Source organism: Foetidibacter luteolus, assembly GCF_009650435.1.
Lineage (GTDB): Bacteria > Bacteroidota > Bacteroidia > Chitinophagales > Chitinophagaceae > Foetidibacter > Foetidibacter luteolus.
Map to the genome: position 1 here is coordinate 14,622 of NZ_VVIP01000089.1, position 15,084 is coordinate 29,705.

The window sequence follows — 15,084 nt, forward strand, 5'->3', positions numbered from 1 at the left end:
GCTGCTATACCGGCAGACACAAAGCGGGATCAACTTTTTATTCGTTTGTCAGCAGCAGTTCCGGCTGACTGAACGCAGGTGAACAACAGAATATATTTTGTACTTTGGTTTTTCAATCGGCTTTTGTTCCAGGCTGACGAATATAAAATCCCGTTACAGCAGCAAGCCGTTAACCGTTGGTGGCAATTAAATTTGACGCACCCTAATATGCAAAGTGGGATAAGACAGCACCACTACAGAAAATGCTCATATACTCCAACTTCAGGCTGTGCAAAACTTCAACGTTTAATATATAACATAGGGAAAATGAAATTTGAATGCAGAAAAATATCAGTATTTGATGACGAATTTGGCTGCACCGTTACCCTATCAGAAAATGAAGATAAGTGGTCATCGGTACTGGACATAAAAGCTGTCAGCGTAATGGCTTCAGTGGAACAGTATGTTTTGCTCCAACGGACTTTTTCAGAAGACGAATTTGAGAGTGATTATTATTACATCGAAACAAATGACCCTGAGATATCAGGTGAGCTTACAATATTTAGTATCTACTTATATCGTACACATTTATCAATGACTTATGGAAATGAGCTGATTGAAATCAGTTTTAATGTAAACGACAGCGAATTTGAAAGTTTGAAGAAAGGGTTAAAGAAATTTACTGGTGGCATTGGTCACTTAATTTTTCCTGAACAATGAAAAATACTATCAAATGTTTTTTTCGGATATAGGCATTAAGCTTAAAGTAAACGCGTTTTTGCTATTGGATATTGCCTCTATAAGGCCGTAAAACCAATTAGTGCATTGACCTACACTTTGATCAAATCATATTTCAAATTTCATAATCCGATGGTTATTGACGTCAATTGATTTTCCCATAAACTGAGAGTTCATTTCGGGAAACATCCGATTGACAACTTTTTACCGTAGACCGCTGTCTTTGCATTAAGCAAAACTCTGAGAAGGTATGCAGGATAACCACCAAGTCGACAACAATGCTCACCTGTCGTTTCTACTAATATTTCCCAATCCCTTCACTCCAAGCGATTCCGGGGATGGATACAACCCAGGCATTAGAAAAATAATGTTTAAATCTCCGTAGCGTCAGGGGTAACTGATTTTAGTTCCAATATCTTTTTACTTACATTCTAAAGTCTTAATGCACAATGTATATCCGATAAAACAACGTTATTCAGAGTTTTCAATGGTAGGTACTGTTGTGGATACAAGTAAGGTGGCGGAAAAATAAGCGTACCTTTGTACAGATATGCTATTCTTTGTAAAGGTTTATAAGGAACAAGGTGAAAATCAATTTCTGTTCGGCGAAAAATTCGACCAAAAATATAGGTAATTGATTTGCAATAAGATAGATTCTTGTAAGTTATCCCTCTGGAACATATTAGACCTTAAACGGCTATTCTACCCACAATATGTTCCTCAGGAACATAACAAGCGCCTGCGATTATTCTACTTGATTCTATCTTAAAACCTTATTACCACATTGCCGTTTACCGGGTAACCCTGGCAGGTTAATACCCGGCCTGCGGCCACTTCATCATCGGTAAGAATTTCGTTGTAAGCCATCCACACCTGCCCGCGGGTACATGTGGCGGCACAACTGCCGCAGCGCCCAGCCTGGCAACTATAGGGCAATTGTATTTGCTGCTTTTTGGCGGCGGAAAGTATATTATCAGGATATTGAACAGTTAGAATGTGCACCCTGTTGTTAATGTGAATTTCCGCTTCATGCGGGGCTGTATCCGGCGGTTTGGGTTTATGAATACGGGGCAGCATGCTAAAGTCTTCCTTGTGCAGGTGCTGTGGCGGTACAGATTCCGTAAGCAGCGTAATCATTATCATTTGCATATACACAAACGGCCCGCACATGTAAAAAAGGGTGTGCTTCCTGTCAACATTGTACTCCTGCAGTAATTGCAATAGCAACCAGTTGCTCAGCCTGCTTTTGTACACGTCACGGATGTTACTGAACAGGTAACGTACCTTAAAACGGCCGGTAAATTCTTTTTCCATTTGCTGCAAACGCTCGTAAAAAATGGCATCCTGCGGGCTGCGGTTGCTGTACACCAATACAATGGGCAACTGGGTTGTATGCAATGCCGTTTTTACCAGGGAAAATACAGGCGTTATACCACTGCCTGCCGCGAAAAAGAAAAGGCAACTGGTACCACTAAAATTTTCCGGCAGCCTGAAGTACCCGGAAATGCCTGACGTGGTAAGGATATCGCCTGGCTGCAAATGGTTCAGCATGTGGCGTGAGTATGCGCCGTTTTCAACCCGCTTTACCGTCACCTGCATGGCTTCCTGCAGCGCCGGCGACGAAGAGAAGGAATAGGAACGCCTGTCCTGTCCGTTGGCTTTTTCAAAAACAAACGTTATGAACTGCCCCGGCGAATATGCCGGCTGCCACCCGTGCATGGGCAATAACTCAAATGTTTTGGCATCGTTTGTTTCCTCGATTATTTTGGTAATGGCTACCTGTTGGTATATAGATGTATCGCCGCTCATAGCAGCCTAAAAATAAACGGTTTTATTTATTCCATCCTGCGTGTAATTAACTTCCAGCGGAAAATGCTGCGCTTTCTTATCGCTCATAAACCATACCCGTTCTTCGGGCACAGTTATAAAAAGGCCATGCTCATCGCCGAGGGCGTTAAAGTTTTCATGGTTACCTTTCCAAAAAGGTATTTGCAGCGTTTGTGTTATGTAACTATAAGTGGTGGCGTAATCTTTTGCCACTACGCCTGTTTCACTTATTTCAAGAAAAGAGCCAGGGTTAAAATCTTCTGCAGAAGTGTTGCCAAGGTTATGCCTCGCAATCAGCTCAACAAGATTGCCGGCCGGGTCATAAAAATACATGGCATGGGCGTTCCAGTCTGTAAAGTCAAGTATTTCATTGCTGGTACCTGGTTCTGTTAGCAGGGTGATATTCTTTTGCTTTAACCAGTCCGCGGCCTGCAAGTACCGGTTCTCAGGAATGTTCCAGGCAAAGTGATAGAAAGGGTGGCCGGTATCAGTAACCTCAAAACGTAAGGTGCTTGCGCCGGTAAGCAGCTCAAAAGAGCGGTCATCCCTATAGTGAATGTACAAGCCCAGCACATTGCTGTAAAATTCATGCAGCTCTGTTAACCTGCTTGTTTGCAGGGTTATTTTTTGAAAACGCATAAGGCTTATTTTATCAGCCAAGTTATGGTTTATCCCGCGTTGCTGCCTATGGCGGCAACAGATTATCTACCCGGGGCTGAAAAGCCGCCCAAGGGACCAACCGATGAAAGGATTGCGACGCAACGAAGTTCCCACAAGGATATATCGCTGGTACCATGATCGTGAATGGTGAATGGTGAGTGGTGAATGGTGAGTGGGGGCAAAGTTGTCACGTCCAACATCTTACATTCCAAAGTACTTCGTACTTCGTAACTCGTACTTGCTCACATCTACCCCTTTATTTGGCGCCCATTTTTGTGTTATAAATCTCGTCTGTAAGCCCATCTGAGGAAGCGTCATCGCCCAGTTGCCAAAACATTATGCCGTTGAGGCCTTTGTCGATGGCATATTGTGTTTTTAAACGGATGGAATGCTTGTCATCAAAACTGGCCAGTTCTTTTTTAGCCGCGTTAAACATAAAAGGCGCCTGGGCCACTTCGTCCCAATGATATGTGAAACCATTGGCAGGGCTTAATTTGGTAACGAACTCTTTATAGGACACACCATAGATGAATTTTCCCGGGCGGTATAAGCCGTTATTAACGGTATCGTTGGCCTGGTAAACACGGGCATACATAGCTGCGCCAACCACCAGTTTGTTTTTGGGTACCCCCATAGATTCCAATATGGTTACACAATGGTCTGTTGACTCAACCTGCTGCGGCGATGAATACAGGGGCGTATGGTGACCTGTAACAGTAGTATAGCCATTCACCAGGTCGTACGTCATCAGGTTAACTTTATCAATCAGTGGCATTACCTTATCCCACTCAATAGATTCCTGCAAAAATTTGGTAAAGCCGCCTGCCGCAAAACTAATTTCATGCTTAGGGCCTAGTGATGAACGCAAAGCCTGCACCAGCTTTGTAAAACTGGGCTTGTCTTCCGGCAGGTACTGGTGACCAGGATGGCCTTCAATTGCGGGATATTCCCAGTCCAGGTCTATGCCATCCGTACCAAAGTAATCGTTGACTTCTTTGGTGGATTGTGCAAATTCTGTTCTGCCCTCTTCGGTATTAAAAACAGCCGAACATTCCTTGCAACCGCCCCAGCCACCAAGGGAAAGGATTACTTTAAGCGAAGGGTTTCTTTTTTTAAGCCCTACCAGGTGTTTGATGGTAACTGTATCACGGGCATTATCTACATTAAGGCGGTTACCTTTTAAATGGCAAAAGCTGTAAATGATATGCGTAAGCTTTTCAACAGGGTAAGCATCTATGCGCTTATCATCTCCATCGTAATAAGCAATAACACAGATGTTCTTGTTTTTCTGGGCTAAACAGAAAAAAGGCGTAGCGAAAATGAACAAAGCCAGTAAAAGCTTTGGGTTAGCAAATATTTTCATGAAGGAAATTTTTTGCGAAAATAACGCAGTGCAGTTTAGGGCTGCATATTTTTTTAAGCAAGGTATATACAACATAACCAACCTGTTATACCGGCAGCCGGGCACAGGTTGTTTTACAATACATGCGGTAAAAAACACAGCCCAAAACATTTTTACATCATTTCGGTCAGGCCGTGGCGTGTTCGCCTTAAGGCGATGCTACTTTTGTACTTTAATCATTGTGCGCATGATTGAGGCCGCAGTACCAGCAGCAACCAAAAAAACCAAAACTGCACCATTCAATCCCTGCACTTTAAAAAAATTATCATGAAAAAGATTTTATTGCTAACGTTATTCTGTAGCATTGGCACACTGCTGCACCACGAGGCGCAGGCACAAGGCTTCTTAAAAAAGCTGAAAGACAAAGCCAACAAAGCGGTTGACAAAGCCCTGGACAAAAAAGTAGAAGAAAAAACAGGCATCCCTTCTGACGACTCTACCGACAACACCAACCCCTCCTCCCCTTCTTCAAGAAAAGGCAAGCCCACCAACAGAACTGGTGAGGGCTTAAAAAATTCCACACCGCCTGATGTGCAGGCACAGATTACTGATGCTGAAAAAGCCCATACAGAAGGCAACTTCAGCGATGCACGCTACGCCATTCAGCAGGCCTTGCTGGGCGTTGAAATACAGATTGGCAGGGAGATACTTGCTTCGCTGCCGGCTACCATTAACGGCATGGCCAAAGACACCATGGAAAACCGTGTGGTAAGCACTCAATGGGGCTGGAGCAACCTTACCATACAAAGCGCTTACAAAAAGGGCGAAGACCAGCAACTGAACATTTCCATAGGCAACAACAGCTTTTACTCAGGCCTGGTTAATGTGTACTTCAACAACACTTACATACAGGGCAATGGCGAACAACAGAACGTAAAACAGGTAAAGGTAAAAGGCTATAAATCATTGATACAGTTTGACGAAAGCAAGGGCTACACCTTACTGGTGCCCCTGGGCCAGACATCTTTGATAGCTTTTGAATGCATCAACTTTGCCAACGAGCAGGAAGTAATGACCGCGGCCAGCGCTTTTGATATTGACGGCATCAAAAAAATGCTGGGGGAACAGTAAAACAGCCGCGAGCCTTTAGCCACGAGCTATGAGCTACGAGCTACCGGTTACAGGTTTTGGCTCATAGCTCGCAACTCATAGCTCATAACTCACAGCTCATCATCAACCATACAAACTTATTCAACATGAAACGCATTATAATAGCAACAATAACCATGCTGGCCACTTATACAGTACAGGCGCAGCAGGATTTTAAAACCTATGTATCCACGGCAAAAACATCTTACAGCGCAGGCAAGCTGGAAGATGCCCACTTTGCCCTTCAGCAAATGCTGCAGGATGTGGAGGTAACCATTGGCAAAGAAGTAATTAAATTATTGCCCGCTAAAATGGACACGCTTGAAACTGATGCCCGTGAAGACCGGGTTACCGGCAACGTTAGTTTTGTTGGCGCTACCATACACCGCACTTATGGCAAATTTGATAAAAGGGCAGAGCTGGATATTGTAAACAACTCCCCGCTGCTGGGTTCTCTCAACGCTTTTTTAACCTCGCCTATGCTGGGCGGCCTGATGAACGATGGCAAATCTAAAACCGTAAAAGTGCAGGGTTACAAGGCCAGGCTGGAAAAAGAAGACAATGGCGACGGGCAGTTACCTTCCTACAAACTTGAAATTCCGTTCAACAATGCTTTGGTAACTTTCCGCATTGACAAAAGTTCTGAAACGGAAATACTCCACCTTGCCAACACCATTCCTTTACCGCAAATTGCCAAGCTGATACAGTAAACAACAATGGGGGGATTAAATATAAAAAGCCGCACGATTTAATCAAGTGCGGCTTTTTTATTTTTTACCAGTTAAGGTTTTTTATCCTGCGGTTGTTTTTGCGGTGGCTTTTGTTGTGGTGGCCGTTGTTGAGGCGGACGCTGCTGCTGCGGGGGCCGTTGCTGTTGTGGCGGCCGCTGCCCCTGGGGCTGATTGGATTTTTGTTGTTGTGGTGGCCTTTGCTGTTGCGGGGGCTTTTGTTGTGGTGGCCGCTGCTGGCCGCGTTGGTTATTGCCGCCTCCGCCCTGCCGCTGCTCCCGGCTTTCGCGGTTATCGCCGCCACGTTGCTCACGCCCTTCATTGCCAGTGCCACGTTGTTCCCTTTCACGGTCTTTTCTTTTTTTGCTGCCCCTTTCCAGGCTGCGCAGGCTTATTTGCCCAACCAGTTCTACAAACTGGTGTTCCACTTCTTTGGTTTTACTGCTTACCAGCTCTACCGGTTGTAAAGCTTCTACCTTTATTCCCTGGGCGTTCTGGCGTTTAATTTCCTTTACGCGGGATATACTTAATGGGTACTGCTTATTGCTTTCCGGCAAAATATACCACATCAGGTTTTTAAAAATATCCTTCTTTATCAGCGTGGCATTGCCTTTTATGGTTTCCAGAGATTCTGCGTTGTCAGGAAAATGCTGCAGCGCATCCAGGTAAGTATCCAGCTCGTAGTTAAGGCAGCATTTTAAACGGCCGCACTGTCCGCTTAATTTAGTTTGGTTGATAGACAGGTTCTGATACCTGGCGGCAGTAGTGGTAACGCTCTTAAAATCGCTTAACCAGGTGCTGCAGCAAAGCTCCCTGCCGCAACTGCCAATGCCGCCCACTTTGGCTGCCTCCTGGCGTATGCCAATCTGTTTCATTTCCACTTTCACCTTAAACTCCGAAGCGAAAATTTTAATCATTTCCCTAAAATCAACCCTGTCTTCGGCGGTATAAAAGAAAGTAGCTTTTTTGCCATCGGCCTGAAACTCCACTTCAATCAGTTTCATTTCCAGCTTTAACTGCCGGGCAATGGCACGGCTGCGCATCAACGCTTCCTGTTCCCTGCTTTTATTGTAACGGTAAAACTCAAGGTCTTTATCGCCGCTGCGGCGCAATATTTTTTTAATCTCGTTGTTAAATTCGTCAACGCCTTTTTTCTTCATTTGCAGGCGCACCAGTTCACCCGTAAGCGATACTTCTCCCACATCAAAACCGCTTACGCCTTCAACGGTAACATATTCTCCCTTATCAAATTGCTGTAAACTAACATTCCTGAAAAATTCCTTTCTGCTGCCGCGGCTAAAGCTTACTTCCACAATCTTGCAACTGCTTTCCGCATCGCCAATAGGCAGGTTCCTTAGCCAGTCGTGTACATTCATCCTGTTGCAACTGCCTGTACTGCAGCCGCCATTGCTCTTGCATCCGTTAGGTTTGCCCGTTCCGCAACTACCACATCCCATAACTATCCTGTTTTTGAGATTCGCTGATTCAATAATAATTGTTCCGTTACGTGGAGAATATTTATGAGACGGACGGCAGTGCTGCTATTGGACTTCGTTGTGTCACTCACTTGTACGCCTTGTCCTTTCCTGAACAGGAAGAACACCTGGCTACGGTTTGCATTAACAGGTAATGCTATAATGTTTTAATATTCAATATTCATTAGATGAACGCGGGGCTGCTGCCACGGGTTCAATCAGTACAAGAGTGCGACGCAAGGAACGATGCCATGCGCACAAAAGCCGGGTTCCAAAAAATCTCTCTCCACTTATATATGTTGAAAGCCCGTTATAGCCTATAAGTTTCAGAAACTTATGTGGCCAGGCAGGGCCTAATCTGCCAAAATTAGGGCTTTATCCTGAATGATATGGTACAATTTAATGGTAAGGGCATGAAAGAGCATTTTGGCGTTGGCATTGCGCTCTATGTAGTAGGCGGCCTTGTCAATTTCCTCAATCATTACCTGTTGCTGGCTAACGGCTGCTATTTTGTTAAGCCGGGCGGCAAAATCCTTTTCATTGTCGGGCATTTGAACGCGTTCAGGCCCCATTACCCTAAGCCTGATGCTTTGCTCCAGCAAATGGTTAAAATAACGCAGGAACTGTTTTTGCTTTTCGCGGCCGAGCTTGCTTACATCATCAATCCATTTTACCTGAGCCACGGGCCCACCTTTTAGTGTAGCATTCAACCAGTCACGCAACAGACCCTGCCAATCCTCTTCCGCATGCTGCAACATTTGCAGTGCATCATGGTAATTACCTTCGGCAATACCTGCTACCTGCCGGGCTTTATCTGGCGGCGTACTATTGCGGGTTATCAGCGCCTCTTCAATATCTTTCGCATATAGCAGCGGCACTTTTACCAACTGGCACCGGCTTAAAATGGTGGGCAGAATCTGCTCCTCGTTTTCAGCCACCAATATGAACAAGGTATTCGCCGGCGGCTCTTCAATTAATTTTAACAGCTTGTTGCCTTCCTTACCCAGGTATTCCGGCATCCACAGCACCAGTATTTTGTATTCGCTTTCAAAACTTTTAAGGCTAAGTTTACGGATGATGTCGGCACATTCTTCAGAAGTAATGTTGCCCTGCTTGTTTTCTGCGCCAATAAACTGCAGCCAGTCGAAGGCATTACCGTAAGGATATAGTTTTATAAACTCCCTCCATTCGCTGATGTAATCTGTGCTGGTAGGCTTGTCGCCGCTTTTTTTGGGTATAACAGGATATGCGTAGTGGATATCCGGGTGTACCATGCCCTGCGCTTTAATGAATGCCGTTTGTTGCTGCATCCAGCCATCGGCAGCCTGGGGTGTGGCAGGCAGCACTACCTCAGCCGCGGCATCATCACCAAACAGAGATGCGCCGGCAGGTTTGGCTGCAGCAGCCCCCGCAGGATTTAAACTTACATAACTGGCAAAAGCCAGGGCCAGCGGTAAGGCGCCGGTGCCTTCTTTACCCAAAAACAGCAGGGCATGGCTTAGCCTGTTCTGGTTAACCATTTCTACCAGGTGCTGCTTAACTTCCTGCTGGCCTACAATATTTTGAAAAAGCACGAATAATTTGTTTTAGAATGCATAGATAGGGAATTTGTTTTTGTTGCCACGGAGGCACGGAAAAATTATTTGCGGAGTAAGAGATGGCGCCAAGCGCAAAGGAATGCACTTTGAAAATACGATGCCAGTGAGGAGTAAGGTAATCTTTGCTCTCTTTACTTGAACTGAAAAGATTAAACTTAGAGGCTTTTACAACTTTTACATCATCCGTTTACCTGAAAACCATGACAAAAATTAACCTGGACTATTTTCCATTAAAAAAAGAAACAGAGCTTATCATCCGTACCGGAATTGAAATACACAAAACTCTTGGCTTTGGGTTTCTTGAAATTGTTTACAAAGACGCGTTTGAATATGAATTTACACTGGAAGGGTACCCTTATGAAAGAGAAAAACGATTTGAAGTAGCTTACAAGGGTATTCTATTACCACATCCTTTTAATGCAGACTTTGTAGTATTTGATTCGGTAATACTTGAAGTAAAGTCGAAAGAAGGTATAGCCAACGAAGACCTTGCACAAACAATAAATTACCTGAAATGCTCCGGTTGCAAAGTTGGCCTGATTTTAAATTTTGGACGCACCAAACTTGATATCAAGCGGATGGTTTTATAAGCAGAAGACAATTTCCAATAAGAATGCCACAAAAGCTTGGTTCTCTGTGGCATTCTTCAATTCTGTGCCTCCGTGGCATACCATTCTACTTCAGGTACTTCAATATATCTTCGCTGTCTGGTGTTACCTTGCTGTCAAAATGCGCCAGCAGGTTACCGTTTTCATCAATCATGAATTTGTTGAAGTTCCAGGAAATGGTGGCATCCAACACACCGTTTTCTGATTTGTTGCAGAGGTATTTGTAAACGGGTGTTGTATTATCCCCCTTCACATCAACCCTTGTGGTTAGCGGGAACTTTACACCAAAATTTTTCTGGCAGAATTCCTGTATCTCCCCATCATTTTGGTATTCCTGGCCGCCAAAATTGTCTGAAGGAAAACCTACAATCACCAGTTTGTCTTTATGGTCTTCGTACAGTTTCTCAAGGCCGGCATACTGCTTGGTAAAGCCGCATTTGGAAGCCGTATTTACTATCAGTATCTTTTTGCCTTTATATTTCGAAAAGTCAATGGTACCACCATCCAGCGCTTTGATTTTAAAAGAGTAAATATTCTTTTTGGCTACCGGCCTGAAAGCGATGGCTGCTATGGAAAATATCGCAACGGCCGCTACGAGTAAGTATTTCATGATTTAATTTTTACGGTTAACAACCTTTACATTACGGGTAAAGTTATCGCATTTAACCACATTCATCATCACGGCTTTTGGTAAAAAAAGAAAGACACGCCTTTTTGGCGGTGCTAACTTTTTAAATAGTGTAAGCTACAGTAGCGATGCTAAGTTTTACACCCGGCGTTTGCAACATGGCCTGGCCGCAGGCCTCAAGGGTTGCGCCTGTGGTTATAATATCATCCACCAGCAAAACATGTTTCCCCTCAATAAGCAAAGGCTGCGAAACGGAAAACACTGCTTCCATGGTTTGCCAACGGCTAACCCGGGTTTTATGTGTTTGGGTATCAGTAAAAATGTTCCGGATAACAGCATTGCTAATAACAGGCCTGCTCCATACCTCAGCAATACCCTTTGCAATTTCTTCTGCCTGGTTGTACCCCCTTTTTCTTTGCTTTTTTGGGTTCAGAGGCAAGGGGACAATAACATCCACTTCTTCAAAACGCCGGCAACTCTGCAGCCTCTTACCCAGCAATCGTCCCAGGTATTGGCCCATAGCTTTGTTGCCTTTGTATTTAAGCTCTACTGCCAGTTTTTGTACCAGTGAGTCTTTGGTAAAGTAAAAGGCACTGCCTGCTTTTTGTACCGGTAGCCTACCGTAGAAAATCTTCTCTATGGTGTTGCCATCAACGCCTATAAACCCGGTTTCGGGAAGCTGCAAAAAACATTTTGGACATAATAAACTTTCATCATTTAATGAATCTGAACCACAACCTGCGCATAGATGGGGAAAGAACAAATGGGAAAAATCTTGAAGTACGGACAGGATTTTATTCATAGTGCTGTACAGATTATAAAACACTAAGATACTGGGATATAAAAAGAAATACGAAGTATTGCCAAGCCTGTAATTAAATTACCGGGCAATACTTCGTACCAGTATTATGAACAGATTAGATATCTATTGCTTCGCCGTAGGCAACTGCCGTAGCTTCTTTTACAGCTTCGCTCATGGTTGGGTGCGGGTGCACGGCAGCCAGTATTTCATGCGCTGTTGTTTCCAGCTTGCGGGCAACAGATACTTCCGCAATCATTTCGGTAACATTGCTGCCAATCATGTGCGCCCCCAGGAACTCACCGTACTTGGCATCAAAAACCACTTTCACAAAACCTTCCATAGCTCCGGCCGCGCTGGCTTTACCACTGGCTATAAAAGGAAATTTACCCACTTTAACTTCATAGCCCGCGTCTTTGGCAGCTTTTTCAGTAAGGCCAATGCTGGCAATTTCCGGGCTGCAGAAAGTACAGCCTGGGATATTGGAATAGTCCAGTGGCTCTGGCTGGTGGTGAAATTTCTTTTCCAGGTAACCAATGTATTCAGCAGCGTTAATACCTTCTTTGGTGGCTTTGTGCGCCAGTGCCTGGTTAGGTGTGCAATCGCCTATAGCGAATATGCCGGGCACATTGGTTTGAAAATATTTGTCAGTTATTACTTTACCTTTTTCGGTCTTAACGCCCAGTTGCTCCAGGCCAATGTTTTCAATATTAGCTACCACACCAACGGCGCTCAACACTATATCGGCTTCAAGGGTAACTGTGCTGCCATCCTGCTTCTTAACAAATGCTTTTACACCATTGCCGCCGGTATCAACACTTTCCACGGTTGAGTTGGTCATTACATCAATACCCTGTTTCTTAAATTGCTTTTCCAGCTCTTTGGAAATATCCTCATCTTCAACAGGTACAATACGTGGCAAAAACTCAACTATGGTAACTTTTGTGCCCAGGCTGTTGTAAAAATAACCGAACTCCACACCAATGGCCCCACTGCCTACTATGATCATGCTCTTGGGCTGCTGCGGCAAAGACATGGCTTCGCGGTAACCAATTACCTTTTTACCGTCTATTTTAAGGTTAGGCAATTCTTTTGCACGGCCACCGGTAGCAACAACAATGTATTTACCCTCTACCACCTGTGTTTTGCCATCAGCGCCGGTTACTTCAACCTGGCCTTTTGCTTTTAATTTGCCGTAACCCATAATCACATCAATCTTGTTCTTCTTCATCAAAAAGGTTACGCCCTTATTCATTTTATCGGCCACTCCCCTGCTGCGTTTAATAACAGCCCCAAAATCAGCCTGCGGATCGCCAAGGGTAATGCCATAATCTTTACTATGCTTGGCATACTCGTACACCTGTGCACTCTTTAACAGAGCCTTGGTTGGGATGCATCCCCAGTTTAAGCAAATACCACCCAGGCTTTCTTTTTCAATGATAGCTACTTTAAATCCTAACTGGGAAGCGCGGATTGCGGCAGGATAACCACCAGGACCGCTGCCCAAAACAATAACATCGTATGCCATAGTAATGATGATTTTATAAATTAGTAATGCGTCATGAGGCCGGTATGCGGCAGAGCAAACGTAAACACTTTGCAGCTTGCCTGTTACAGCGGCCTAAAGAATTTACAAGGTTGCGAAATTACTGGCAAAACCTTAAAGAACAAATTTCTAATTGAGGGCGGAATGTTAAAGGGTATGCCGCAAAACATTTGTTGCGTTTGGCCCAATAAAAGCAAGCTGTTCAAACCTGCCGTGATGCCCTGCCGGGCCAGCATTGGTAAAGCTAATTGGCTGCCGGATTGAAACGGAAACCCCGAAGCCGCCGTAGCACAGCGAAGGCGGCGAGGAGTTGCAGTGAAAAGCCGGGACCACAGTTGCCATGAAATACCATTGCCGAAAGCCCCTTATCTTCTTTTGATAACATTATCATAACAGCAATGCATGCAAGACAGGTTGTAAAACACTACACTCATTAACAGTGAAAACCCAACATTAAACTATTACCCCGTTTACCAAAAAAAAATTACATATTTGAGGAGCCAAACCAATGTAAAAGCCTTTTTGCCATTACTCGTAAAATAGTTTAGTTAAAAAGGCGTTATTGCATTATAACTTATGAGGCATACAATTATTACAGTATGGTTTGGCCTGTGTTTTATTTTAACGCAAGCGCAAAACTATCACGCTGTTAACGGTTCTTTACATTCAGGCAGTCTTGGGGTGCACAACAACCCGGCATCTATTGTGAACAGCCCGCTAAAATGGGATATGGCGTTGTTTGGCGTACAGGTTAAAAGCGCTACCAATGCGGTTACCCTCCATAATTTTTCCGTTCTTAAGTTTACCGACACTGTAAAGTACAGCTTTAAAGATGGCGATTTTAGCCGCAAACTGCTGCTGAACGATAACGTCAACCTTTTTAATACCCGTATTGCTATTAACAAAAGAAACAGCATAGCTTTTGGCCTTAACATAAAAAATTACGCCTGGATAAATACCGGCCCTTACAACTACATTGATACGGTAGAAACCTTATATGGCTTTTTGAGCCTTAACCAAACCAACCGGGAATTTACTGCCAACCTGGTACAAAGTGCCTGGGTTGAAATTTACGGCGCTTATGCCCGCACCATTTTTGATAACGAAACAGGTAGGCTTAACGCAGGTATTACCGCTAAAATAAGCCGTGGCGCATCCGGGGCTTACGGCAGGCTTACCGGTGGCAGGTTTGCCAATGCGGGGCAGGATTACAATATTACCGGCGGCGCATTACAGTATGGATATTCTTCTAACTACGACAGGTGGGATGAAAACAACAGCACCGGAACCAACCTGTCTAATTTTCTGCGTGGTACCGAACGTGGCTATGCTATTGACCTGGGCCTTGAATACCTGGTAAAACCGCTGGAGGTTACAGATATTTATGATGAGGACAACTATTACGATTACGACTGGAAGATTGGGCTTTCTGTTTTAGATATAGGGGCCAACAGCTACAGGTATGGGCGGTACAGCCAGTTTGCGGCCGGTGTAAAATCGGGTGTTACCTCTGCTATGGCGGAAGCAAAATTTGATACCGCCATCAACTCCCTAAAAGACTTTAACGACAGCCTTGCCACTATTGTAAACGAAACAAGGGCGTTGCGTGGCCGTTTCAGGGTATTAAACCCCACGCGGCTGGTATTGAATATTGACCGCTTTATACACAAGAATTTTTACATTAATGCGGAGCTTTCTTTGAGCATGCCTTCCTCCGCATTGGAAGATTACCTGCATGTGCGGGATTTAAACCTGCTGACCATTACCCCCCGGTGGGAAAACAGGAAATTTGGTTTCTACCTGCCCATACATTACAACAACCAGCAACAGTTTTGGGTTGGCGGGGCCGTTAAAGCCGGCCCCGTATTATTCGGCTTGCACAACTGGGGTTACCTGTTTACACAAAGCAGCATGCAAAATGGTGGCGGCTATATATCCGTAATTATAAAAAGCCCGCAAAACAGCGAACATGGTAAAAACCGCTCTCCGTGGGATTGCCCACCCTGA

The 15,084-nt window shown here is 44.5% G+C and carries 13 protein-coding genes; 5 read left to right on the forward strand and 8 right to left on the reverse strand.

Annotated features, from left to right (window positions below; genetic code table 11):
- The first annotated feature begins 78 nt into the window (after positions 1 to 78).
- Complete coding sequence (locus F0364_RS26395; protein WP_153800822.1) at positions 79 to 699, forward strand: hypothetical protein; 621 nt, start codon at positions 79 to 81, stop codon at positions 697 to 699.
- A 783-nt stretch (positions 700 to 1,482) separates the two neighbouring features.
- Here F0364_RS26395 and F0364_RS26400 read toward each other — a convergent pair.
- From F0364_RS26400 to F0364_RS26410, 3 genes are all read right to left on the reverse strand, one after another.
- Positions 1,483 to 2,526 (reverse strand): flavin reductase family protein, encoded by a 1,044-nt coding sequence (locus F0364_RS26400; protein WP_153800823.1) that lies wholly within the window; start codon positions 2,524 to 2,526, stop codon positions 1,483 to 1,485.
- Between the two features lie 6 nt (positions 2,527 to 2,532).
- Positions 2,533 to 3,183, reverse strand: a complete 651-nt coding sequence (locus tag F0364_RS26405; RefSeq protein WP_153800824.1) for a VOC family protein — start codon at positions 3,181 to 3,183, stop codon at positions 2,533 to 2,535.
- A gap of 277 nt (positions 3,184 to 3,460) precedes the next feature.
- Positions 3,461 to 4,567 (reverse strand): glycoside hydrolase family 18 protein, encoded by a 1,107-nt coding sequence (locus F0364_RS26410; protein ID WP_153800825.1) that lies wholly within the window; start codon positions 4,565 to 4,567, stop codon positions 3,461 to 3,463.
- A gap of 306 nt (positions 4,568 to 4,873) precedes the next feature.
- On the opposite strand from F0364_RS26410, the gene F0364_RS26415 reads away from it, so the two are divergent.
- Positions 4,874 to 5,677 carry a hypothetical protein gene (locus F0364_RS26415; RefSeq protein ID WP_153800826.1) on the forward strand — a complete coding sequence of 268 codons (804 nt, stop codon included), beginning with the start codon at positions 4,874 to 4,876 and terminating at the stop codon, positions 5,675 to 5,677.
- Positions 5,678 to 5,802: 125 nt separating this feature from the next.
- Complete coding sequence (locus F0364_RS26420; RefSeq protein ID WP_153800827.1) at positions 5,803 to 6,405, forward strand: hypothetical protein; 603 nt, start codon at positions 5,803 to 5,805, stop codon at positions 6,403 to 6,405.
- A gap of 71 nt (positions 6,406 to 6,476) precedes the next feature.
- On the opposite strand, the gene F0364_RS26425 is transcribed toward F0364_RS26420, so the two are convergent.
- Positions 6,477 to 7,880, reverse strand: a complete 1,404-nt coding sequence (locus tag F0364_RS26425; protein WP_153800828.1) for a PSP1 domain-containing protein — start codon at positions 7,878 to 7,880, stop codon at positions 6,477 to 6,479.
- Positions 7,881 to 8,251: 371 nt separating this feature from the next.
- Positions 8,252 to 9,472 carry a DNA polymerase III subunit gene (locus tag F0364_RS26430; RefSeq protein WP_153800829.1) on the reverse strand — a complete coding sequence of 407 codons (1,221 nt, stop codon included), beginning with the start codon at positions 9,470 to 9,472 and terminating at the stop codon, positions 8,252 to 8,254.
- Positions 9,473 to 9,696: 224 nt separating this feature from the next.
- Here F0364_RS26430 and F0364_RS26435 point away from each other — a divergent pair, with 224 nt between their 5' ends.
- Positions 9,697 to 10,086 (forward strand): GxxExxY protein, encoded by a 390-nt coding sequence (locus F0364_RS26435; RefSeq protein ID WP_153800830.1) that lies wholly within the window; start codon positions 9,697 to 9,699, stop codon positions 10,084 to 10,086.
- An 85-nt stretch (positions 10,087 to 10,171) separates the two neighbouring features.
- On the opposite strand, the gene F0364_RS26440 is transcribed toward F0364_RS26435, so the two are convergent.
- From F0364_RS26440 to lpdA, 3 genes are all read right to left on the reverse strand, one after another.
- Positions 10,172 to 10,714, reverse strand: a complete 543-nt coding sequence (locus tag F0364_RS26440; protein WP_153800831.1) for a glutathione peroxidase — start codon at positions 10,712 to 10,714, stop codon at positions 10,172 to 10,174.
- A 121-nt stretch (positions 10,715 to 10,835) separates the two neighbouring features.
- Positions 10,836 to 11,417, reverse strand: a complete 582-nt coding sequence (locus tag F0364_RS26445) for a ComF family protein (protein WP_235921303.1) — start codon at positions 11,415 to 11,417, stop codon at positions 10,836 to 10,838.
- Positions 11,418 to 11,649: 232 nt separating this feature from the next.
- Complete coding sequence (gene lpdA / locus F0364_RS26450; protein ID WP_153800833.1) at positions 11,650 to 13,059, reverse strand: dihydrolipoyl dehydrogenase; 1,410 nt, start codon at positions 13,057 to 13,059, stop codon at positions 11,650 to 11,652.
- A 594-nt stretch (positions 13,060 to 13,653) separates the two neighbouring features.
- On the opposite strand from lpdA, the gene F0364_RS26455 reads away from it, so the two are divergent.
- Positions 13,654 to 15,084 (forward strand): hypothetical protein, encoded by a 1,431-nt coding sequence (locus F0364_RS26455; RefSeq protein WP_153800834.1) that lies wholly within the window; start codon positions 13,654 to 13,656, stop codon positions 15,082 to 15,084.

What these genes read in the sequence shown, in the direction of transcription:
- F0364_RS26400 (WP_153800823.1), bottom strand. Translation starts at nt 2,526, where the DNA reads ATGAGCGGCGATACATCTATATACCAACAGGTAGCCATTACCAAAATA.
- F0364_RS26405 (WP_153800824.1), bottom strand. Translation starts at nt 3,183, where the DNA reads ATGCGTTTTCAAAAAATAACCCTGCAAACAAGCAGGTTAACAGAGCTG.
- F0364_RS26410 (WP_153800825.1), bottom strand. Translation starts at nt 4,567, where the DNA reads ATGAAAATATTTGCTAACCCAAAGCTTTTACTGGCTTTGTTCATTTTC.
- F0364_RS26415 (WP_153800826.1), top strand. Translation starts at nt 4,874, where the DNA reads ATGAAAAAGATTTTATTGCTAACGTTATTCTGTAGCATTGGCACACTG.
- F0364_RS26420 (WP_153800827.1), top strand. Translation starts at nt 5,803, where the DNA reads ATGAAACGCATTATAATAGCAACAATAACCATGCTGGCCACTTATACA.
- F0364_RS26425 (WP_153800828.1), bottom strand. Translation starts at nt 7,880, where the DNA reads ATGGGATGTGGTAGTTGCGGAACGGGCAAACCTAACGGATGCAAGAGC.
- F0364_RS26435 (WP_153800830.1), top strand. Translation starts at nt 9,697, where the DNA reads ATGACAAAAATTAACCTGGACTATTTTCCATTAAAAAAAGAAACAGAG.
- F0364_RS26440 (WP_153800831.1), bottom strand. Translation starts at nt 10,714, where the DNA reads ATGAAATACTTACTCGTAGCGGCCGTTGCGATATTTTCCATAGCAGCC.
- lpdA (WP_153800833.1), bottom strand. Translation starts at nt 13,059, where the DNA reads ATGGCATACGATGTTATTGTTTTGGGCAGCGGTCCTGGTGGTTATCCT.
- F0364_RS26455 (WP_153800834.1), top strand. Translation starts at nt 13,654, where the DNA reads ATGAGGCATACAATTATTACAGTATGGTTTGGCCTGTGTTTTATTTTA.